Below are 19,424 nucleotides of genomic sequence, written 5' to 3' on the forward strand. Positions count from 1 at the left end.
AGGACCGGGGGGCTCACACATCCCTCCGTTCCACGACCACCACCGCGACCGCGGCCGCCACCGCCGCCCACGCCGCGAGCACCACCCAGCTGCCCGTCACCGTCGTCGGATAGTGGGGCGGATAGATCCTGACCGCCGACTCGCCGTATGTGACGTCGACCAGGCGGGCCCAGGCGTGGATGGGAAAGGCGTTGCGGACGGCCGCCGTCCAGGCGTAGCGGTCGGTGATGAAGGTCGGCAGGAGGATGAGTACGACGGTGATGGCGGCCGTCGTCGTGGCGCCGTGCCGGATCACCGCGCCCAGCCCCATGCCGGCCAGCGCGGCGACCGGCGCGAGCAGTACCGAGGCCAGCAGCAGCGACGCCACGCCCGGGTGACCGACCGGGACGTCCGCGCCCCGGCCGGAGAGGATGCCCTGCGTGGCGGCGTAGGACGCCCCGGCGACGACGGCCCCGAAGCCGGTCATGACCCCGGCCACCACCGTCACCTTCGCCGCCATCAGCGCCCGCCGGTCCGGAACGGCCGTGAACGTCGTACGGATCAGCCCGGTCGCGTACTCGCCCACGATCGTGAGCGCGCCGACGCTCGCGCACACGAGGATCAGGATCAGCGCGGCACCGTCGGTGAAGGCGGAGCGCAGCGCCCAGTCCACGTATCCCGTCTTCATGTCCGCGGGCATGTACGGATAGTTGGCGTAGTCGGAGCGGGCCGCGTTCGCGTTGAAGCCGACGACGGCCAGTGCACCGATGCCGAGCGCCCAGTAAGTGGAGCGCAGGGAACGGAGTTTGAGCCACTCGGCGGCGAGGAGGTCGGTGAAGCGGGCGTTCGTCATCGTCGGTCTCCGGCGGTGTACTCGATGCTGTCGGCGGTCAGTTCCATGAAGGCCTTTTCCAGGGAGGCGGCTCGTGTCGTCAACTCCCGGATCAGGAAACGGTGTTCGAAGGCGAGCTCACCGATCCGTTCGGCGCTCAACCCGGCGACCTGCAACGTCTCCTCGTCGTACGGCGCCACCGCGGCGCCCTCCGAGGCCAGGACGGCCGCCAGCGCACCCGCGTCCGGGGACCGTACGGTCACCGTCGGCGCCGTACCGCGCGCGGCGAACTCGGCGAGGCTCTCGGCGGCGATCAGCTCGCCCCGCCCGATGACGATCAGCTCGTCGGCCGTGTGCTCCATCTCGGACATGAGGTGGCTGGAGACGAAGACCGTACGGCCTTCCGCGGCCAGCCCCCGAAACAGCCTGCGCACCCACAACACACCTTCTGGATCAAGCCCGTTGAGGGGTTCGTCGAAGAGCAGCACCGGCGGGTCGCCGAGCAGTGCGGTCGCGATGCCGAGCCGTTGCCTCATGCCCAGTGAGAATCCGCCGACCCGGCGCCGGGCGGTGGCACCGCTGAGCCCCACCTCGGTGAGGACCTCGTCCACCCGGCGTGCGGGGATGCGGTTGCTGCGGGTCAGCGCCCCCAGATGCGCCCGCGCACTGCGCCCGCCGTGCACATCACCGGCGTCCAGGAGCGCGCCGACGTGACGCAGCCCGCGGCGATGGTGGCGGAAGGCGTGGCCGTCGACCGTGGCGGTGCCGCCGCTCGGCTCGACGAGGCCCAGCAGTATCCGCAGGGTCGTGGTCTTGCCCGCGCCGTTCGGACCGAGGAAGCCGGTGACCCGGCCGGGGCGGACGGTGAAGGACAGGTTGCGTACGGCAGTTGTGTCGCCGTATTTCTTTGTCAGCTCGTTGACTTCGATCACGGCACTACGGTCGCGCGGTGGGCCGGTGCGGCACATCGGGCCTCCGCTGACAGTCGTACTGGCCCGATGTCGACCGTGGTTGTACGTCTCCGGGCCGATGACCTGGGCCGCACTGCCTGCCTACGATCCCGGCATGCCCGCCACCGAAGCTCCGCCGCCCCTGCACAAACGCCTGCCGCCGGGTGTCTGGGTGGCGCTCGCGTGGTGTGCGGGGGAACTGTTCAGCCGCCTCGCTCGCGTGCGCCTGCCGGGTGAGATAGAGCCCGACGAGGTGCCCGCGGCCCAGCTGTACCGCTGGGAGGGGCTGGCGACTCTGGCGCTGTCCACCGCCCTGGCCCTGTACGGCAGCCGTCTGCTGTCCCGGAAACCGCTGGCCGCCCTCGTCTGCCTGCTGACGGCCGCGTGCTGTGCGACGACCTCGCTGGGAGGGGGCGAGATACCGATGGCCCAGTTCGTCGCGCCCACCGTCGCCCTGTACTTCATCGCGGCGTCGCACGCCCGCCGGACCGCCCTGATCGCCCTGGCCCTGGCACTCGGCACCCTGGCCGGCTGGCTCACCGCGCGGCTGCTCAGCGGCTGGCATGTCGGCACCTCCGCCGAACTGACCGTCGCCATGGTCGCCGTGATCGCCTGGCTGCTCGGCAACTCCTCCCACCAGGCCCGTGTCCACGCCGAACGGCTCGTGGCCGAGCATGCCGCCCAGGTCGTCACGGCCGAACGCCTGCGCATAGCCCGCGAGATGCACGACACGGTCGCCCACAGCATCGGCATCATCGCCCTCCAGGCCGGAGCGGCGGTCCGCGTGGCGACGACCCGCCCGGCGTCGGCTCTGGAGGCGATGCGGGCGGTGGAGAACGAGGGGCGGGAGACCCTCTCCGGTCTGCGGAGGATGCTGGTCGCGCTGCGGGCGGCGGACGAGGGACGGAGCGTGATCTCCGCGGGTCTGGCGGACGTGGACCGGCTGGCGGCCGTGACGACGGCGGCGGGCGTACTGGTCGAGGTGTGTCGGGTGGGCGACCCTCGCGCGTTGCCCCCGGACATCGACTTGTCGGCCTTCCGGATCGTCCAGGAGTCGGTCACCAATGTCGTACGGCATGCGGGCACGCGCGCGTGCCGGGTCACCCTCGACTATCGCGCCGACGACGAACTGGCCCTGGAGATCACCGACGAGGGCCGCGGGCAGGGGAGTTCGACGGACACCGGGTTCGGGTTGGCCGGCATGAGGGAGCGAGTCGCTCTGCTCCACGGCGAGTTCTCGGCGTCGCCGCGCCCCGAGGGCGGCTTCCGAGTGGCGGCCCGGCTGCCGGTCCCGGCGGTGGGGCGATGAGCACCAGGGTGGTGCTGGCCGACGACCAGCAGCTGATCCGTACCGCACTGAGCATGGTGCTGGCCGACCTGGCCGACATAGAGGTGGTGGGGGAGGCGGCCAACGGGGAGGAGGCGGTACGGCTGGTCGCCGAACTCGCCCCGGACGTGGTGGTGATGGACATCCGGATGCCCGGGATGGACGGCATCGAGGCCACGGACCACATCACCCGGGACCGGCCGGACACCAGGGTGGTGGTCCTCACCACCTTCGACGACGACGATTACGTGTACGGCGCGCTGCGCGCCGGCGCATCCGGGTTCCTGGTCAAGGACATGGCCCTGGACGACATCATCGCGGCCGTGCGGATCGTGGCGGCCGGCGACGCGCTCATCGCGCCGAGCGTGACGCGCCGGCTGATCCGTGACTTCGCGGCCCGTCCGCAACCGTCCGGCGCCGGCCGCGATCTGACGTCCATCACGGACCGGGAACGCGAGGTGCTCACCCTCGTCGGCTCGGGTCTGTCCAACACGGAGATCGCCGCCGAGCTGTGCATCAGTGTGGCGACCGCGAAGACGTATCTGACGCGTCTGCTGGCGAAGCTGGACGCGAGGGACCGGGTCCAGCTGGTGATCATCGCGTATGAGGCGGGGCTGGTGTCGGTGGGCTGACCTACGATGACGCAGGTGGCTCAGATGGCGCAATAAATGGCTCGCGATGGCACCACGTGTGTGCCATGATGGTGTCACAAGCGGCGCACGCCTTGGTCCTGGAGGCCGAGGGGTGCGCGTTTCGCGGAGTGAGCCAGCAAAGGGGGCGGGTCATGGAACGGGTCATGGAAACAGCGCAGAGCCGGCAGCCGGCGGCACCCGGCGCGTTCATCGCCTTCGCCCGATTCGTGTTCTGCGGCGGCGGGGTGGGGCTCGCCTCCAGCTTCGCCGTGGCGGCCGCGGCCTCCTGGATTCCCTGGGTCCTGGCCAACGCCGTCGTCACCGTGGTCTCCACGCTCCTGGCCACCGAGCTGCACGCCCGCTTCACCTTCGGCGCGGGCGGGCGCGCGACCTGGCGTCAGCATGTGCAGTCGGCCGGGTCCGCGGCGGTCGCGTACGCGGTGACCTGCGCGGCGATGGTCGTCCTCCAGCAGCTGGTGGCGGCGCCCGGTGCGGTGCTTGAGCAGGTGGTCTATCTGACCGCCTCCGCACTCGCCGGTGTCGGGCGGTTCGTGGTGCTGCGCGTCGTCGTCTTCGCGCGGAACCGCTCGCAGACCGCGGCCACCGTCCGCGCCGCCCGTCCCGTGCCCGCGGCCATGAACCGCGCCTCGGTCCCGGCGGAACCCGCGACGCTCTGCCACGCCGCCTAGGACGCGGTCGCCCGCAGGTACTTCCCGAGGCGGGCGATCGCGGACGGGTTCCGTGGGCTCTCCACCAGGTCGACGTAGTCCAGCGTGAAGATCCGCTTGTTCTTGACGGCCGACACCTTCCGCAGCGGGGCGTAGGACAGCAGGAACTTCTTCTTCTGTTCCGCCGTCACATCGCCGTAGTCGCAGATCACGATCACGTCGGGGTTCCGTTCCACGACGGTCTCCCAGCCGACCGTCGTCCAGGAGTCCGCCACGTCGTGCATGACGTTGACCCCGCCGGCCTCGCTGATGATCTGGTCGGGCGCTGCGTACCGGCCGGAGGTGAAGGGCTGGTCCTCGCCGCTGTCGTAGAGGAAGACCTCGGGGGAGTCGGCCGGGGCCTTCGCCTTCACCCCGGCCACCACGCGCTTGAAGTCGGCGATCAGCGCGGCCGCCCGCTTCTCCACGCCGAACAGCCTGCCCAGGTTGGTGAGGTCCTCGTACAGCGCGTCCAGCGGCGGCATGATGCCCCGGGAGGTGTCCGTACGGCCGTTGCGGCAGGACTCGGTGAGGATGTATGAGGGGATGCCGAGCTTGCCCAGCGCGTCCGGCGTGAAGCCGCTGTCCTCGCGGAAGCCGTAGTTCCAGCCGGCGAAGACCCAGTCGCCGCGGGCGTCGAGGACGTTCTCCGTGGTGAGCTGGTCCTTCGACAGCCACTTCACCTTGTCGTAGCCGTCCTTCCACGGCACGCCACTCAGGTCGCCCTTGTCGTCGGGCATCGCGAACCCGGCCATCCGGTCCTCCAGGCCGAGCGCGAACATCAGCTCGGTGATCCCGACGTCGTTGGTGACGACCCGCTCCGGGACCTTGTCGTACGTCACCTTGCGCCCGCAGTTGGTGAGCGTGACGGACGACGCTGCCTTCGAGTCGGGCGCGGGCTCGACCTCGGCGCCGCAGCCCGTGGTGAGCACGGCCAGGCAGACGGCGGCGACAACTGGCTTACGCATGGCGGGGAGTTCCTTGATCGGACGGCGGGAGAAGGTCGAAGAGGAGTTGGACGGCGCCCGTCTCCGGATGCCGGACGGGATGGGCGCGCACGCCGAACACCTCGGCGAGCAGGTCAGGGTGCAGGACGTCGTGCGGGGGACCGGTGGCGACGACCCGCCCGTCCGCGATCACGTACAGCAGATCGCAGTGCGCGGCGGCCAGGTTGAGGTCGTGCAGCGCGGCCAGCACCGTCAGACCGCTCGCCCGGACCAGGGACAGCACGTCCAACTGGTGGGCGATGTCGAGGTGGTTGGTCGGTTCGTCCAGGACCAGTACCCGGGGACGCTGGGCCAGCGCCCGTGCGATCAGCACGCGTTGCCGCTCGCCGCCGGACAGGGCCAGAAAGCCCCGATCCGCGAGCCGGTCCACGCCCGTGGACCGCATCGCCTCCGCACAGATCGCCCGGTCCTCGGCCGCCGTACGGCCCCGGTGCGGCAGCCGCCCCATCGCGACCACCTCGGCCACGGTGAAGTCGAACTCCGACGACGACTCCTGCGGCAGCGCGGCCAGCCGCCGGGCGGCGGCACGGGGATCCAGTGCGTGTACGTCGTCCCCGTCCAGCCGTACGACCCCCGCGGCCGGCCGCAGCGCCCGGTACACGCACCTGAGCAGCGTCGACTTCCCGCTCCCGTTGGGCCCGACCAGCCCCACGAACGCCCCGCTGTCCACGGTGAGTTTGATCTCGTCGACGAGCCGCTTTCCGGCCGCCTCGAACGTCACGCCCTCCACATCGAGCCGCATCAGCGCCCCCCGAACGCGTAGCCGCCGCGCCGCATCAGGAGCAGGAAGGCCGGGACACCGACCACCGCCGTGATCACCCCGACCGGCAACTCCGCCGGCGCCGGCAGCAGCCGGGACAGCACATCCGCCCACACCAGCAGCACGGCCCCGGCGAGCGGGGCGACCGCGAGCACCCGCCGGTGATCGGCGCCGACCAGCATCCGTACGACATGCGGCACCATCAGCCCGACGAACCCGATGGCTCCGCTGACCGCCACCACGGTCCCGGTCACCGCCGCCGTGACCAGGAACAACTCCCGCCGCAGCCGGGTCGGTTGCACCCCCAGCGCCGCCGACGTCTCGTCCCCCATCGCCAGCGCGTTCAGCGCCTCCGCCCGCCACCGCAGCCACACCCACCCGGCCGCGACCGTCACGGCGGCGATCGGCACCCGTGGCCAGGTCGCCCCGCCCAGACTTCCCAGCAGCCACATCACCGCCGAGCGCGCCGCCTCGCCCCGGGCCGCGCCGAACACCATCACGGTGGTCAGCGCCTCGAAGCCGTACGCCAGCGCCGTCCCCGTCAGGATCAGCCGCAGCGGCGTCAGCCCGTGCGTCGCCGAACGGGCCGCGGCGTACACGATCGCCATCGCGGCGAGCGCCGAGCAGAACGCGGACACCGACAGCGCCCACACCCCGAGGCCCGCGAACGCCCCCAGCAGGATGACCGCGTTGGCCCCCACGGCGGCACCCGACGAGATCCCCAGCACGAACGGGTCGGCCAGCGCATTGCGCACCATCGCCTGCACGGCCACCCCGACCGTCGCGAGCCCCGCCCCCACGACGGCCGCCAGCACGACACGCGGCAGCCGGATCTCCCAGACGATCGTGTACGCCGCCACGTCCTCGGCGTGGATGGCCCCACCGGTGAAACCGGCCCCCAGGAAACGGAAGACGTCCCCCCAGCCGACCCCCGCGGCGCCGAGCCCGACGCCGGAGACAAGGGAGACGAGGAGCAGGATCGCGAGGGCGGCAACCAACGGCGGCACGGGTATTCGGCCTGGTGAGGGGCGCACGCTCGGCGGTCCTTCGCCTCGGCTCGCAGTCCTCGGCGAGCGGTCAATGGGCTGACAAACCGCCTGCGGGTAATCGGGCTTGTGCGTCGGCCCCAAGGGGCCACGCACACACCGTTGCGGGTCAGCGCCGGACTCTCACCGGACTTCCCCCGCAGGAGGCTCGGGGAGACTAGCAGGCGCGAGTGAAGGCGGCCCAGGTGGCTTCGCCGATAAGGATGACGGGGCCGTCGGGGTTCTTGCTGTCGCGTACCGGTACGACGCCGGGGACTCCGTCGGCGACCTCGACGCACTCGCCGCCGTTGTCGTCGCTGTAGGTGCTTTTGCGCCAGCGGGCGGCACCAGGGAAGTCGTACGCGACCTCGACGCAGCTGCCGCCGTTGCCGTCGCTGTACGTGCTTTTGCGCCAGTGGGCGTTGCTCAGGTCGTACTCGCGCATCGTCTGTGATCCTCCGCCGCCGACTCGATCAGGGCCAGGGACACCTCTGGCGACAGGGCGGCGCCCCTGAGCAGATCGTATGCCGACTTCGCGCGCTTCACCACAGCGGGATCGTCCAGCAGGCTCCCCGAATACACGGCTTCTGTATAGGCCGTTGGGGGCGCGTCTTCGAACTCCATCAGCACCACCATCCCGTTCATGAGCGCGTACGCCCCCGCCGAGTACGGCAACACCTGCACCAGCACCACCCGCTCCCGCGCCAGCCTCGCCACATGCTCCAGTTGCTCGGCCATCACCCCGGCGCCTCCGACCGGAATCCGCAGCACGTTCTCATGCAGGATCACCCAATACACGGGCCGTGTAGCGTCCCGGAGGATCTTCGCCCGGTCCAGGCGGCCGGACACCTTCTCCTCGATGTACTCCTCCGGCGCGAACGGGTTCATTGCCACGGTGATCGCCCGTGCGTACGACGCCGTCTGCAACAGACCCGGCACCAGCGCGGGCGCGAACTCGCAGATCTCCGTCGCCAGAGCCTCCAGCTCCGCCGCCCTCGCGAAGTAATCCGCATACCGTTTGTCGTCAATCAGCTTCCGGCACAGCCGCTCGAAAATACCGTCGGTTTGTAGCGCCTCATCAATCCGCTGCGCGATATCCAACTGTGGCTTTCGAATCGCCTGCTCGAACTGACCGATATAGGCGCCCGAGACGAAGACGCGCGCCCCCAACTCAACCTGAGTGAGCCCCCTATCCTCCCGGTGCCGCTTCAGTTCCGTGCCGAAGAACTCCCATGCCGCCTGACGTGAACCGTTGGCCACAGTTCAACCCCCTTGTACTGCCTCGCACTTGTAGAGCACAGACTCCTGCCGAGTGTAGATGTCGTGCGTCACCCTTGAGATGTGAAGCGTAAAACCCGAAAAGGGAGGGGAACCACGTGAAGGCACAGCACTCGGCGCTCTGCGTCGAAGAGGCGGAGGAAGCAGTGAAGGAATTGCGGGCAGCATTGGAAAACGCAGGAATCATTCTGCCGTCCCTGCGGATCGACCCGGCGAGTCTTGCGCGGGAGGCCCCCTGTCCGCTCGTCGAATTGGGCCGCTGTTCCGTCGAAGCCGCGCAGCGACTCGCCGCGGTGCTGCGGTGAAGCCGCCGGTCGGGTCGTACGTGGTGGACACCCGTAGCGGCAGGGTCGGCATCGTCATGGGGCACGAGGGTCCGTACGTCCAACTCAGACCGTACGGCGGCGGCAGGGAGTGGGACGCCGAGCCGGGCGTGGTACGGGGCGCCACGTCCGCCGAGCGGCTCAGCGCCGCCACGGCCCACGCGAACGCACGCAGTCGTGGCGAAATCCCGTGACGGTGGAGTCTTCACCCTGGTCTCCATGGACGGCACCCGGCAGCTGTCGCCGGAGTTGACGGGTGCCTTCGCCGGCGACCTCCGCTTCCCGGTGGGCGGAACGGTGGTGGCCTTTCTGCACCGTCACCGCGGAAACGCGATCCGCTTTTAGGCGGAGGGCAAGTCGGTCTCCATCGATGCCATGATGGCCGCGGAACTGCTCGCCGAGTCCGGCAACACCGTGATGTTTCTCGACGCCGACATCGCCCACTGCGGCGGCACGAGCGCGCGGTGCGAGCGCGCCAAGGTCGAACTGGGCGACGTCCCTGCGTTCGCCGACCATGTGGCGCTGTTCTCCCGGGCGCGGACGGGAACACGCGGGCGCCGTTTCAGCGAGCGGCTTCTCGATGTCACCCCGGCCTGCTTGAGAAGGCACGACTGCGGGCGGATCCTGCTGCTCCCCGCCACCCGGCCGAGCGACCGGACGTTCGCCTTCGAGGGGTCCGTCGTCACCTTCCTCGGCTGCATCCACCAGATCGGCGGGACGCTTTCGCGATGCCGGCCGGCTGCGCGGCGCTGGTGTTCTACGGCAGGACCAAACTCCCCGACCCGCTCACGGTCATGCCCACCGGTTCGTCGGCCGCGTCGAGAATGCTCGACACCCTCGTCGGATCCGCGTACATCGTGCTGATGCTGCGGATGGCGGTGACGCTCGCGATCGTCTCGGGCGGCGGCCAGAGCAGTCTGCCGACCTGGCTGACGGTGGCGTTCGGTGCCATGGTCGTGGCCCGTGGAGTCAGCCGTATCAAGCGCCTCGCCGAGAAGATCCAGGTGGGCTGACCCACAACCGCACCACCCCACGCACGCCATGGGCGAGAATGGCCCCATGAGCCTGTTCCGCGACGACGGCATCGTGCTGCGCACCCAGAAGCTGGGCGAAGCGGACCGGATCATCACCATGCTCACTCGCGGTCACGGTCGGGTGCGGGCCGTGGCTCGTGGGGTGCGGCGGACGAAGTCGAAGTTCGGGGCCCGGCTCGAACCGTTCTCCCATGTCGACGTGCAGTTCTTCGCGCGGGGGAGCGAACTGGTCGGGCGCGGGCTGCCGCTGTGCACACAGAGCGAGACCATCGCTCCGTACGGTGGTGGCATCGTGAGCGACTACGCCCGGTACACCGCCGGGACGGCCATGCTGGAGACCGCCGAGCGCTTCACGGACCATGAGGGCGAGCCGGCGGTCCAGCAGTATCTGCTGCTCGTCGGCGCCCTGCGCGTGCTCGCTCGCGGCGAGCACGCCCCCCACCTCGTCCTCGACGCCTTCCTGCTGCGCTCCCTGGCCGTCAACGGGTACGCGCCCAGCTTCAGCGACTGCGCGAAGTGCGGGCTGCCGGGGCCGAACCGATTCTTCTCGGTGGCCTCCGGAGGATCCGTCTGCGTCGACTGCCGGGTCGGCGGGAGCGTCGTACCCTCGCCGCAGACCCTGGAACTCCTCGGCGCGCTGCTTACGGGAGACTGGGAGACCGCGGACGCGTGCGAGCCGCGGTATGTGCGGGAGGGAAGCGGGCTGGTGTCCGCTTATCTGCACTGGCATCTCGAGCGCGGCCTGCGCTCGCTCAGGTACGTAGAGAAATAGGCACAGACCAAGGAGACGAGAAGCACATGGCCGTACGCGGGTTCCTGGGGCGCCAGCGCCGCGAGTACAAGACGCCGGAACCGCACCCGTCCGGTGCCCGCGCGCCGAAGCTCCCCGGCGAGCTGATCCCCCGCCATGTGGCGATCGTCATGGACGGGAACGGACGCTGGGCCAAGGAACGCGGGCTGCCGCGCACGGAAGGGCACAAGGTCGGCGCGGAGCGGGTGCTCGACGTGCTCCAGGGCGCGGTCGAGATGGGCGTCGGCGCGATCTCCCTGTACGCGTTCTCCACCGAGAACTGGAAGCGCTCGCCCGACGAGGTGCGGTTCCTGATGAACTTCAACCGGGACTTCATCCGCAAGAGCCGTGACCAGCTCGACGAGCTGGGGATCCGGGTGCGCTGGGTGGGGCGGATGCCCAAGCTGTGGAAGTCGGTCGCCAAGGAGCTCCAGGTCGCCCAGGAGCAGACCAAGGACAACGACAAGCTGACCCTGTACTTCTGCATGAACTACGGCGGCCGCGCCGAGGTCGCCGACGCGGCGCAGGCCCTCGCCGAGGACGTGAGGGCCGGGCGGCTCGACCCGTCCAAGGTCGACGAGAAGACCTTCGCGAAGTACCTCTACTACCCCGACATGCCCGACGTGGACCTCTTCCTGCGGCCCAGCGGCGAGCAGCGCACCTCCAACTACCTGCTCTGGCAGAGCGCTTACGCCGAGATGGTCTTCCAGGACGTCCTGTGGCCCGACTTCGACCGGCGTGACCTGTGGCGCGCCTGCGTGGAGTTCGCCTCCCGCGACCGGCGGTTCGGGGGCGCGATCCCCAACGAGGAGCTGCTCGCGATGGAGGGGCGGTCCGAGAAGGGCTGAGGTCGCGGTGTCACCGTGTCGCCAGTGCATTTGGAACACCCCATAGGTTCCGGCCATGGCGCGTTCATGTCGCCTGCCCAGCATGTGCCCCATGAGACGCCTCACGCCCGCCCTGGCCCTCGGGCTCACCTCCCTGCTGGCCCTCCCGCTGCAGGCGCAGGGTGCTGCCGGACACTCCTCCGGCAGCACTCTCAGCTACGGGACGAAGGCCACGTACGCGCCGCAGCAGAACCCTCGCAGCTATCAGCGTCCGCCTGCCGGCTTCGCCCCGGTGTTCACGGAGAACGTCTCCCGGCACGGCTCGCGTTCCGCCACCGACAGCGAGGACGGCGATCTGGTTCTCGGGCTGTGGGACAAGGCGGACGGCGAGGGGCAACTCACCCGCACAGGGCGGGAGTTCGGCCCCAAGGTGCGGGCGCTGCAAGCCGCCATGGCCGCCGTGGGGTACGGCAACCTCAGCGGGCGCGGTGAGCAGGAGCTGAAGGGTGCCGCCGAGCGGCTGGCGCAGCGGCTGCCGGGGCTGTTCCGGCAGATCGTGAAGGACGGCGAGAAGATCGACGTCGTCAGCTCCGGGCAGGGCCGGGCCGTCGACAGCGGCAATGTGTTCGCGGCGACCCTCGGGGACGCCGACCCGGAGCTGAAGCCGCTGATCGGCCCGGCTCGCGCCGATGCGGACCTGCTCTACTTCCACAAGGCCGACGGCGGTGCGGCGTACCGCGACTACATCGCGAACGACCAGCGGCTGGCCGACACCCTGAAGTCGATCACCGACCAGCCGAAGACGCACCGGGCCGCCCGCAGCGTCCTGCTGCGCCTGTTCAAGCCCGCCTTCGTGGACCGACTCGGCGGCGCCGACCAGGTCGCCGCCGCCCAGGCCGTCTACAACCTGTACGCCATCGGCCCGGCGATGAGCGAGGAGAGCCCGGACGGCAGGGGCTGGGGGATGCAGCGGTACATCTCGCCGTCCGACGCGTCCTGGTTCGGCTACCTGTCCGACGTCGAGGACTTCTACGAGAAGGGCCCCGGCTTCGCCGACAGCGACATCACCTACAAGATGGCCGGTGTCCTGCTCGACGACCTCTTCAAGCAGGTCGAGGCCAAGCGCGCCGGCACCAGCACCCTCGGCGCCGAACTCCGCTTCACCCACGCCGAGGAGATCATCCCGCTGGCCGCGCTGATGGGCCTGCCGGGCAGTACGAAGGCGGCGACGCCGGGACAGCCGTACACCTACGCCGACAACCCGTGGCGCGGCGCGTCCGTCGCCTCCCTGGGCTCCAACATTCAGTGGGACGTCTTCAAGAAGGGCGACCGGTACCTGGTCCGCATGCTCTACAACGAGAAGGAGACGGCCTTCAAGACGGGGTGCCACCCGATCGAGAAGGGCAGCAAGTTCTACGACCTGAACGAGCTGGAGCGCTGCTTCGGGCGGTCGTAGCCGTCGTGGCGGTCGTAGCGGTCGTGGTTACTTCGCCGCCGCGCACTCCGCGCAGGTGCCGAAGATCTCCACCGTGTGCGCCACGTTGACGTACCCGTGCTCCTCCGCGATTGCGTCCGCCCACTTCTCCACCGCCGGACCCTCGACCTCAACGGCCTTGCCGCAGACGCGGCAGACGAGGTGGTGGTGGTGTTCGCCGGTGGAGCAGCGGCGGTAGACGGACTCGCCGTCGGAGGTGCGCAGGACGTCGACCTCGCCGGCGTCGGCGAGGGACTGGAGGGTGCGATAGACCGTGGTGAGTCCGACGGAATCGCCCTTGTGCTTGAGCATGTCGTGCAGGTCCTGCGCACTGCGGAACTCGTCGACCTCGTCGAGCGCCGCCGCCACGGCGGCACGCTGCCGGGTGGCTCGGCCCTTCACCGGCTGTCCAGCGGTCGTCACCGGTTGCCTCCTCACTCACATCTGCGCTTGCCGTGCCGGGCCATTGTGCCAGTCCGGCATGTGCGCGGTCAGACGCCGACCGTCCCGTCCCGTCCGCGGGTGGCCGGAATGGCACACTCCGCCGGGTCGCCCACGGGGTGCGCGGCGGCCAGGGCCCGTGCGCGGCGCCGGGCCAGCGGAGCCGCCAGTGCGGTCAGCACGATGAACGCGGCGATGGTCAGCAGCACAATTGTCGCTCCGGGCGGCACGTCCTGGTAGTACGACGTCACCGTCCCGCCGATCGTCACGGCCACGCCGATGGCCACCGAGATGGCGAACGTGAGCGCGAAACTGCGGCTGAGTTGCTGAGCCGCCGCGACGGGCACCACCATCAGCGCGGAGACGAGCAGCAGGCCCACCACACGCATCGCGACCGTCACCGTGATCGCCGCCGTGATCGCCGTCAGCAGGTTCAGCGCGCGCACCGGCAGACCCGTGACCCGCGCGAACTCCTCGTCCTGGCTGACCGCGAACAGCTGCCGGCGCAACCCCACGGTGACCAGCACCACAAAGGCCGCGAGCAGGCAGATCGCCGTCACGTCGTCCTCGGAGACCGTGGAGAGCGAGCCGAACAGATACGAGTTCAGGTTGGCGTTGGAGCCGCCCGGCGCGAGGTTGATGAACATCACGCCGCCGGCCATACCGCCGTAGAAGAGCATCGCGAGGGCGATGTCGCCGCGTGTCCTGCCGTACCAGCGGATCAGCTCCATCAGGACGGCGCCGATCACCGCGACCGCCGTCGCCATCCACACCGGGGAGGCGGACAGGAGGAAGCCGAGGCCGACACCCGTCATCGCGACATGGCCGATGCCGTCGCCCATCAGGGCCTGGCGGCGCTGGACGAGGTAGATGCCGATCGCGGGGGCGGTGATGCCGACCAGGACGGCGGCGAGCAGGGCCCGCTGCATGAAGGCGTAGTCGAGGAATTCCATCAGCCCAGCAGTCCCGTCCGGATCGGTTCGGCGTCCGGCGCCGCGTGCGGGTGGACGTGGTCGTGGCCGGGCAGCGCATGCTGGCCGACGGCCTTGGGGGGCGGGCCGTCATGCAGGACGCAGCCGTCGCGGAGGACGACCGCGCGGTCGATCAGCGGCTCCAGGGGCCCCAGTTCGTGCAGCACCAGCAGGACCGTCGTGCCCTGGGAGACCTGCTCCGTGAGCGTTTGCGCCAGCACTTCCTGGCTCGCCAGGTCGACGCCCGCCATCGGCTCGTCCATGATCAGCAGCTCGGGTTCGGAGGCGAGCGCGCGGGCGATCAGCACACGCTGGTGCTGGCCGCCGGAGAGCGCGTTGACCGAGTCCTTCGCCCGGTCCGCCATGCCGACCAGCTCCAGGGAGCGCCGTATCGCGTCCCGGTCGGTCTTGCGCAGGACGCCGAAGCGGGCGCGGGAGAGGCGGCCCGAGGAGACGACCTCGGTCACCGTCGCGGGGACGCCGCCCGCCGCGGTCGTGCGCTGCGGGACGTATCCCACCCGCGCCCAGTCGCGGAACCGGCGTCGCGGGGTGCCGAAGATCTCTATCTCGCCCTGGGAGACGGGGACCTGGCCGATGATCGTGCGGATCGCCGTCGACTTGCCGGAGCCGTTCGCGCCGAGCAGGGCGACGACCTCGCCGTGGCCCACGGTGAGGTCGATGCCGCGCAGGACAGGGCGCGAGCCCAGCTCCGCCGTCACGCTCCGCAGGGATATGACGGGGTCGCCGACTTTATGTGCCGTCATGGCGTGCGCCTCCGAACTGCCGGATTCTGCTGGTCACTTGGCGCCGAGCGCCTTCTCCAGGGCCGTCAGGTTCGCCTGCATGACCTGGAAGTAGTCATCGCCCTTGGACTTGTCCGTGATGCCCTCGAGCGGGTCGAGTACATCAGTCCTCAGCCCGGCGTCGTCGGCCAGGGTCTTTGCCGTCTTGTCGGAGACCAGGGTTTCGTAGAAGACGGTGGTCACGCCGTCCGCCTTGGCCTCCGACTGGAGTTCCTTCATGCGGGCCGCGCTGGGCTCGCTCTCCGGGTCCACGCCGGTGACGGACTCCTGGGTCAGGCCGTAGCGCTCGGCGAGGTAGGCGAAGGCCGAGTGGTTGGTGAAGAAGACCTTGGTCTTGGTGTTCTTCAGCCCGTCCGTGTACTGGGTGCTGAGCTCGTCGAGCTTCTTGACCAGGGACTCGGTGTTCGTCTTGTAGTCGGCCGCGTTGTCCGGGTCGGCCTTCTCGAAGGCGGCGCCGACACCCTTGGCGACCTCGGCGTACTTCACCGGGTCCAGCCAGACGTGCGGGTCGAGCGCCGACTCCGACTCCTCGGAGTGCTCCTCCTCGCCCTCGTGGCTGTGCCCGGCGGTGCCGTGGTTCTCCAGCTCGGTGAGGGTCGCGGCGTCGATCTTCGTCTTGATCTCGGACTGTCCGACCGCCTTGTCGACGGCGGGCTGGAGGCTCTTCAGATACAGCACCGCGTCGGACTCCTGGAGCTGCGCGGTCTGCTTGGCACTGATCTCCAGGTCGTGCGGCTCCTGACCGGGCTCGGTCAGTGTGGTGACGTTCACATGGTCCCCGCCGATCTGCTCGGCGAGGAACTGCATCGGGTAGAACGACGCGACGACGTCGAACTTGTCCGTGTTGCCGGCGCCCGCACTGGCGCTGGAGCAGGCGGAGAGAGCCGCGAGACCGAGGGCGGTCACCACGGCCGTGGGTATCAGACGACGACGTACGTTCATGACAGTCATTTTCAACAAATCTGGAAACGGTTGTCAACAAAGGTCCGGGACGGCTTGAAGGGCAGCCCGATTTGGTTGAGGGGGAGCCTCCGCCGGTAACCTGAAGCATTCGCTGGAAGCACCTCGCTTCGTCGCCCGTCGTCGTAATGAAGAGAGCACCGTGGCCGCCGACAAGATCGACACCATCGTCAGCCTGAGCAAGCGCCGTGGCTTCGTATTTCCCTGCAGTGAGATCTACGGCGGACAGCGCGCCGCCTGGGACTACGGGCCGCTGGGTGTCGAGCTCAAGGAGAACCTCAAGCGTCAGTGGTGGCGCTACATGGTGACGTCGCGCGAGGACGTCGTCGGCATCGACTCGTCCGTGATCCTGGCCCCCGAGGTGTGGGTCGCCTCCGGTCACGTCGCCACCTTCACGGACCCGCTCACCGAGTGCACCTCCTGTCACAAGCGGTTCCGCGCGGACCACCTGGAGGAGGCGTACGAGGCCAAGCACGGCCGTATGCCGGAGAACGGCCTCGCGGACGTCAACTGCCCGCACTGTGGCAACAAGGGCCAGTTCACCGAGCCCAAGCAGTTCTCGGGTCTGCTCTCCACCCACCTCGGCCCGACCCAGGACAGCGGCTCCATCGCCTACCTGCGTCCCGAGACCGCCCAGGGCATCTTCACCAACTTCGCCCAGGTGCAGACCACTTCGCGCCGCAAGCCGCCGTTCGGCATCGCCCAGATGGGCAAGTCCTTCCGCAACGAGATCACGCCCGGCAACTTCATCTTCCGCACCCGCGAGTTCGAGCAGATGGAGATGGAGTTCTTCGTCAAGCCGGGCGAGGACGAGAAGTGGCAGGAGTACTGGATGGAGCAGCGCTGGAACTGGTACACGGGCCTCGGTCTCCGTGAGGAGAACATGCGCTGGTACGAGCACCCCAAGGAAAAGCTCTCCCACTACTCCAAGCGCACCGCCGACATCGAGTACCGCTTCCAGTTCGGCGGCAACGAGTGGGGCGAGCTGGAGGGTGTCGCCAACCGCACCGACTACGACCTCGGCGCCCACTCCAAGGCCTCCGGCCAGGACCTCTCCTTCTTCGACCAGGAGGCCCAGGAGCGCTGGACGCCGTACGTCATCGAGCCCGCCGCCGGTGTCGGCCGCGCGATGCTCGCCTTCCTCCTCGACGCCTACATCGAGGACGAGGCGCCCAACGCCAAGGGCAAGATGGAGAAGCGCACGGTGCTGCGCCTCGACCACCGCCTGGCTCCCGTGAAGGTCGCGGTGCTGCCCCTTTCGAGGAACCCCGAGCTGTCCCCGAAGGCCAAGGGTCTCGCCCAGGCGCTCCGCCAGAACTGGAACATCGAGTTCGACGACGCCGGCGCGATCGGCCGCCGCTACCGCCGCCAGGACGAGATCGGTACGCCGTACTGCGTGACGGTCGACTTCGACACCCTGGACGACAACGCGGTGACGGTGCGCGAGCGCGACACCATGAAGCAGGAGCGGGTGTCGCTGGACCAGATCGAGGGCTACCTGGCCAGCCGGTTGATCGGCGCGTAGCTGTCCGAAAACCCCGGTTTCGTTACGGACGTAACAGACGTAACGGAACCGGGGTTTTTGCCATCCGATGCCCGTGCGGCTCCGAAGGAGGGGACATGCGCGACCCGCAGTGGGCGGGTCGCGGTGAGAACCTCCACGGGGGCACCATGCGCAAGCAAGCAGTCATCGCCGCGTCCGTCATGGCGCTGGCCATCGGAACAGTCGGCTGTGGGGCGATGGGCGACGGGGCGGCGAAGGCAGAGCCGTCGTCGTCCTCGTCCTCCGACGCCGCCGTCGAGAACAAGGGCGGCATGGCCGCGGACACGGGCGCGGCGCAGAGCGGCCGGCTCACCGCCATCGGCCTCACCGCCGACCAGCGGCTCGTCAGCTTCCGCACCGACCGTCCGGACCGCACCCTCCCGCTCGGCAAGGTGAACGGCCTGGCGGGCGACACCAAGCTCGTCGGCATCGACTACCGCGTGCAGAACGGCAAGTTGTACGGCGTCGGCGACCGCGGCGGCATCTACACCATCCGCGAGATCGGTGCGAAGGCCACGAAGGTCTCGCAGCTGAGCGTGGCCCTCCAAGGCGGCGCCTTTGGCGTCGACTTCAACCCGGCCGCCAACCGTCTGCGGGTCATCGGCGACACCGGCCAGAACCTCCGCCACAACATCGACGACCCGGCGGGCGCACCGGCGGCCGGCACCACGGCCGTCGACGGCACCCTGACCAACCCGCCGGTCCCGCCCGCGACGGTGGGCGCCACGGCGCAGGGCGTGACGGGAGCGGCGTACACGAACAACGACCTCTCCCAGACCACGGCCACCACGCTCTTCGACGTGGACACGGTGAACGACCAGGTCTCGGTCCAGTCCCCGGCGAACGCGGGCAACCTCGCCCCCACCGGCAAGCTGGGCGTCGACGCGGGGCCGAGCGCCGGCTTCGACATCTACACGTCCACGAGGAGCGGTGCGAACACGGCGTACGGCGTCTTCAAGGTCGGTGGCGCCCAGCGGCTGTACCGCGTGGACCTGCTGAACGGTTCAGTGACGCGGGCCGGGACCTTCGACGGCGGCCGGGCGGTCGTGGACCTCGCGCTGCCGCTGAAGCAGGGCTGAGTGGTCCCCGTACCGGACGTGTGATTGGCCCTGTACGGGTGCGTGGCGGCCCCGACAGGGTGGCGGCATGAGCATCGCGTTCCTGCTGACCACCCTGGTCGTGGTCGCCACTCCCGGTACCGGCGTCGTCTACACCCTCGCGGCCGGGCTGTCGCGCGGGCGCCGCGCGAGCGTCGTCGCGGCGGCCGCCTGCACCCTCGGCATCGTCCCGCACATGCTGGCCTCGATCACCGGCGTCGCCGCCCTGCTGCACGCGAGCGCGACGGCTTTCCAGGTCCTCAAGTACGCCGGTGTCGCCTACCTCCTGTACATGGCGTGGGCGACCCTGAAGGACCGGGACGCGATTGCGGTGGACGAGGAGACGGCCCCGCAGTCCGCGCGCCGGGTGATCGTGCGGGGCGTCCTGATCAACATCCTCAACCCGAAGCTGACGATCTTCTTCTTCGCGTTCCTGCCGCAGTTCGTGAGCCCGGGCGAGCCCGACTCGCTGCTCCGGATGCTCGCGCTCAGCGGCGTCTTCATGCTGCTGACCTTCGTCGTCTTCGCCGCCTACGGCATCCTCGCCGCCTCCGTCCGCAGCCACGTCACCTCCCGGCCGAGGGTGATGACGTGGCTGCGGCGGAGCTTTGCGGGGTCGTTCGTGGCGCTGGGGGCGAAGCTGGCGGTCACGGCACGTTGATGA

The 19,424-nt window shown here is 69.7% G+C and carries 24 protein-coding genes and 1 riboswitch; of the genes, 13 read left to right on the forward strand and 11 right to left on the reverse strand.

The window, feature by feature from the left end:
* Positions 1–13: 13 nt before the first annotated feature.
* Complete coding sequence (locus ACIHFB_RS07925; protein ID WP_365278916.1) at positions 14–832, reverse strand: ABC transporter permease; 819 nt, start codon at positions 830–832, stop codon at positions 14–16.
* Positions 829–1,743 (reverse strand): ATP-binding cassette domain-containing protein, encoded by a 915-nt coding sequence (locus tag ACIHFB_RS07930; protein ID WP_400125889.1) that lies wholly within the window; start codon positions 1,741–1,743, stop codon positions 829–831. Before ACIHFB_RS07930 ends, ACIHFB_RS07925 begins: the two co-directional genes overlap by 4 nt.
* Before the next feature lie 133 nt (positions 1,744–1,876).
* Here ACIHFB_RS07930 and ACIHFB_RS07935 point away from each other — a divergent pair, with 133 nt between their 5' ends.
* The 3 genes from ACIHFB_RS07935 to ACIHFB_RS07945 all read left to right on the forward strand — a co-directional run bounded on the left by ACIHFB_RS07935 (position 1,877) and on the right by ACIHFB_RS07945 (position 4,409).
* The gene (locus ACIHFB_RS07935; RefSeq protein WP_400125891.1) at positions 1,877–3,070 is read left to right on the forward strand and encodes a sensor histidine kinase; all 1,194 of its coding nucleotides are present in this window, start codon (positions 1,877–1,879) and stop codon (positions 3,068–3,070) included.
* Positions 3,067–3,720: a response regulator transcription factor gene (locus ACIHFB_RS07940; RefSeq protein ID WP_365278907.1), complete on the forward strand. Its 654-nt coding sequence runs from the start codon at positions 3,067–3,069 to the stop codon at positions 3,718–3,720. The genes ACIHFB_RS07935 and ACIHFB_RS07940 overlap by 4 nt, the downstream gene beginning before the upstream one ends.
* A gap of 164 nt (positions 3,721–3,884) precedes the next feature.
* Positions 3,885–4,409 (forward strand): hypothetical protein, encoded by a 525-nt coding sequence (locus ACIHFB_RS07945; protein WP_400125893.1) that lies wholly within the window; start codon positions 3,885–3,887, stop codon positions 4,407–4,409.
* Here the strand turns inward: ACIHFB_RS07945 and ACIHFB_RS07950 are convergent.
* The 5 genes from ACIHFB_RS07950 to ACIHFB_RS07970 form a co-directional block, all read right to left on the reverse strand.
* Positions 4,406–5,395, reverse strand: coding sequence for an ABC transporter substrate-binding protein (locus tag ACIHFB_RS07950; RefSeq protein WP_400125895.1), 990 nt, complete (start codon positions 5,393–5,395; stop codon positions 4,406–4,408). The two genes, ACIHFB_RS07945 and ACIHFB_RS07950, sit on opposite strands and share 4 nt — an antisense overlap.
* Positions 5,388–6,176, reverse strand: a complete 789-nt coding sequence (locus ACIHFB_RS07955) for an ABC transporter ATP-binding protein (protein WP_365278898.1) — start codon at positions 6,174–6,176, stop codon at positions 5,388–5,390. Before ACIHFB_RS07955 ends, ACIHFB_RS07950 begins: the two co-directional genes overlap by 8 nt.
* The gene (locus ACIHFB_RS07960) at positions 6,176–7,228 is read right to left on the reverse strand and encodes an iron ABC transporter permease (RefSeq protein ID WP_365278895.1); all 1,053 of its coding nucleotides are present in this window, start codon (positions 7,226–7,228) and stop codon (positions 6,176–6,178) included. The genes ACIHFB_RS07955 and ACIHFB_RS07960 overlap by 1 nt, the downstream gene beginning before the upstream one ends.
* A 46-nt stretch (positions 7,229–7,274) precedes the next feature.
* A riboswitch (cobalamin riboswitch) is annotated at positions 7,275–7,421 on the reverse strand.
* On the reverse strand, positions 7,398–7,664 hold the full coding sequence (locus ACIHFB_RS07965) for a DUF397 domain-containing protein (protein WP_400125897.1): 267 nt from the start codon (positions 7,662–7,664) through the stop codon (positions 7,398–7,400). Its footprint overlaps the riboswitch before it by 24 nt.
* A complete protein-coding gene (locus ACIHFB_RS07970; protein WP_400125898.1) occupies positions 7,646–8,479 on the reverse strand; it encodes a Scr1 family TA system antitoxin-like transcriptional regulator in 834 nt (277 codons plus the stop codon). Before ACIHFB_RS07970 ends, ACIHFB_RS07965 begins: the two co-directional genes overlap by 19 nt.
* 116 nt (positions 8,480–8,595) lie before the next feature.
* Between ACIHFB_RS07970 and ACIHFB_RS07975 the strand changes: the two genes are divergently transcribed.
* From ACIHFB_RS07975 to ACIHFB_RS08005, 7 genes are all read left to right on the forward strand, one after another.
* Complete coding sequence (locus ACIHFB_RS07975) at positions 8,596–8,802, forward strand: hypothetical protein (RefSeq protein WP_365278886.1); 207 nt, start codon at positions 8,596–8,598, stop codon at positions 8,800–8,802.
* Positions 8,799–9,014 (forward strand): hypothetical protein, encoded by a 216-nt coding sequence (locus ACIHFB_RS07980; protein WP_365278883.1) that lies wholly within the window; start codon positions 8,799–8,801, stop codon positions 9,012–9,014. The genes ACIHFB_RS07975 and ACIHFB_RS07980 overlap by 4 nt, the downstream gene beginning before the upstream one ends.
* Positions 8,998–9,165 (forward strand): hypothetical protein, encoded by a 168-nt coding sequence (locus ACIHFB_RS07985; RefSeq protein WP_400125901.1) that lies wholly within the window; start codon positions 8,998–9,000, stop codon positions 9,163–9,165. The genes ACIHFB_RS07980 and ACIHFB_RS07985 overlap by 17 nt, the downstream gene beginning before the upstream one ends.
* A gap of 383 nt (positions 9,166–9,548) precedes the next feature.
* Positions 9,549–9,833, forward strand: a complete 285-nt coding sequence (locus ACIHFB_RS07990) for a hypothetical protein (protein WP_400125902.1) — start codon at positions 9,549–9,551, stop codon at positions 9,831–9,833.
* 46 nt (positions 9,834–9,879) lie between these two features.
* On the forward strand, positions 9,880–10,626 hold the full coding sequence (recO, locus tag ACIHFB_RS07995; protein ID WP_210589469.1) for a DNA repair protein RecO: 747 nt from the start codon (positions 9,880–9,882) through the stop codon (positions 10,624–10,626).
* Between the two features lie 26 nt (positions 10,627–10,652).
* Positions 10,653–11,492 carry an isoprenyl transferase gene (locus ACIHFB_RS08000; RefSeq protein WP_365278874.1) on the forward strand — a complete coding sequence of 280 codons (840 nt, stop codon included), beginning with the start codon at positions 10,653–10,655 and terminating at the stop codon, positions 11,490–11,492.
* Positions 11,493–11,583: 91 nt separating this feature from the next.
* A complete protein-coding gene (locus ACIHFB_RS08005; RefSeq protein ID WP_365278872.1) occupies positions 11,584–12,927 on the forward strand; it encodes a histidine-type phosphatase in 1,344 nt (447 codons plus the stop codon).
* 27 nt (positions 12,928–12,954) lie between these two features.
* Here the strand turns inward: ACIHFB_RS08005 and ACIHFB_RS08010 are convergent, their stop codons facing one another.
* The 4 genes from ACIHFB_RS08010 to ACIHFB_RS08025 all read right to left on the reverse strand — a co-directional run bounded on the left by ACIHFB_RS08010 (position 12,955) and on the right by ACIHFB_RS08025 (position 16,102).
* Entirely contained in the window at positions 12,955–13,368 is a 414-nt protein-coding gene (locus ACIHFB_RS08010) for a transcriptional repressor (RefSeq protein WP_365278869.1), read from the reverse strand.
* 68 nt (positions 13,369–13,436) lie between these two features.
* Entirely contained in the window at positions 13,437–14,339 is a 903-nt protein-coding gene (locus tag ACIHFB_RS08015) for a metal ABC transporter permease (RefSeq protein WP_365278866.1), read from the reverse strand.
* On the reverse strand, positions 14,339–15,121 hold the full coding sequence (locus tag ACIHFB_RS08020) for a metal ABC transporter ATP-binding protein (protein WP_365278863.1): 783 nt from the start codon (positions 15,119–15,121) through the stop codon (positions 14,339–14,341). Before ACIHFB_RS08020 ends, ACIHFB_RS08015 begins: the two co-directional genes overlap by 1 nt.
* Positions 15,122–15,154: 33 nt before the next feature.
* On the reverse strand, positions 15,155–16,102 hold the full coding sequence (locus ACIHFB_RS08025; protein WP_400125903.1) for a zinc ABC transporter substrate-binding protein: 948 nt from the start codon (positions 16,100–16,102) through the stop codon (positions 15,155–15,157).
* Positions 16,103–16,262: 160 nt separating this feature from the next.
* Between ACIHFB_RS08025 and ACIHFB_RS08030 the strand changes: the two genes are divergently transcribed.
* The 3 genes from ACIHFB_RS08030 (at position 16,263) to ACIHFB_RS08040 (ending at position 19,421) form a co-directional block, all read left to right on the forward strand.
* A complete protein-coding gene (locus ACIHFB_RS08030; protein WP_365278857.1) occupies positions 16,263–17,645 on the forward strand; it encodes a glycine--tRNA ligase in 1,383 nt (460 codons plus the stop codon).
* 290 nt (positions 17,646–17,935) lie between these two features.
* Positions 17,936–18,742 (forward strand): DUF4394 domain-containing protein, encoded by an 807-nt coding sequence (locus tag ACIHFB_RS08035; protein ID WP_400126747.1) that lies wholly within the window; start codon positions 17,936–17,938, stop codon positions 18,740–18,742.
* A 67-nt stretch (positions 18,743–18,809) separates the two neighbouring features.
* The gene (locus tag ACIHFB_RS08040; RefSeq protein WP_365278854.1) at positions 18,810–19,421 is read left to right on the forward strand and encodes a LysE family translocator; all 612 of its coding nucleotides are present in this window, start codon (positions 18,810–18,812) and stop codon (positions 19,419–19,421) included.
* Positions 19,422–19,424 lie beyond the last annotated feature (3 nt).

It is taken from the genome of Streptomyces sp. NPDC051963, assembly GCF_044593495.1.
Lineage (GTDB): Bacteria > Actinomycetota > Actinomycetes > Streptomycetales > Streptomycetaceae > Streptomyces.

Excerpts from the sequence above, each read along its gene's own strand:
- ACIHFB_RS08000 (WP_365278874.1), top strand. The coding sequence starts at position 10,653 with ATGGCCGTACGCGGGTTCCTGGGGCGCCAGCGCCGCGAGTACAAGACG.
- ACIHFB_RS08035 (WP_400126747.1), top strand. The coding sequence starts at position 17,936 with ATGGCCGCGGACACGGGCGCGGCGCAGAGCGGCCGGCTCACCGCCATC.
- ACIHFB_RS07935 (WP_400125891.1), top strand. The coding sequence starts at position 1,877 with ATGCCCGCCACCGAAGCTCCGCCGCCCCTGCACAAACGCCTGCCGCCG.
- ACIHFB_RS07955 (WP_365278898.1), bottom strand. The coding sequence starts at position 6,176 with ATGCGGCTCGATGTGGAGGGCGTGACGTTCGAGGCGGCCGGAAAGCGG.
- ACIHFB_RS08005 (WP_365278872.1), top strand. The coding sequence starts at position 11,584 with ATGAGACGCCTCACGCCCGCCCTGGCCCTCGGGCTCACCTCCCTGCTG.
- ACIHFB_RS07940 (WP_365278907.1), top strand. The coding sequence starts at position 3,067 with ATGAGCACCAGGGTGGTGCTGGCCGACGACCAGCAGCTGATCCGTACC.
- ACIHFB_RS08025 (WP_400125903.1), bottom strand. The coding sequence starts at position 16,102 with ATGAACGTACGTCGTCGTCTGATACCCACGGCCGTGGTGACCGCCCTC.
- ACIHFB_RS08040 (WP_365278854.1), top strand. The coding sequence starts at position 18,810 with ATGAGCATCGCGTTCCTGCTGACCACCCTGGTCGTGGTCGCCACTCCC.
- ACIHFB_RS08015 (WP_365278866.1), bottom strand. The coding sequence starts at position 14,339 with ATGGAATTCCTCGACTACGCCTTCATGCAGCGGGCCCTGCTCGCCGCC.
- ACIHFB_RS07965 (WP_400125897.1), bottom strand. The coding sequence starts at position 7,664 with ATGCGCGAGTACGACCTGAGCAACGCCCACTGGCGCAAAAGCACGTAC.
- ACIHFB_RS07990 (WP_400125902.1), top strand. The coding sequence starts at position 9,549 with ATGCCGGCCGGCTGCGCGGCGCTGGTGTTCTACGGCAGGACCAAACTC.
- ACIHFB_RS08020 (WP_365278863.1), bottom strand. The coding sequence starts at position 15,121 with ATGACGGCACATAAAGTCGGCGACCCCGTCATATCCCTGCGGAGCGTG.
- ACIHFB_RS07950 (WP_400125895.1), bottom strand. The coding sequence starts at position 5,395 with ATGCGTAAGCCAGTTGTCGCCGCCGTCTGCCTGGCCGTGCTCACCACG.
- ACIHFB_RS07925 (WP_365278916.1), bottom strand. The coding sequence starts at position 832 with ATGACGAACGCCCGCTTCACCGACCTCCTCGCCGCCGAGTGGCTCAAA.
- ACIHFB_RS07945 (WP_400125893.1), top strand. The coding sequence starts at position 3,885 with ATGGAAACAGCGCAGAGCCGGCAGCCGGCGGCACCCGGCGCGTTCATC.
- recO (WP_210589469.1), top strand. The coding sequence starts at position 9,880 with ATGAGCCTGTTCCGCGACGACGGCATCGTGCTGCGCACCCAGAAGCTG.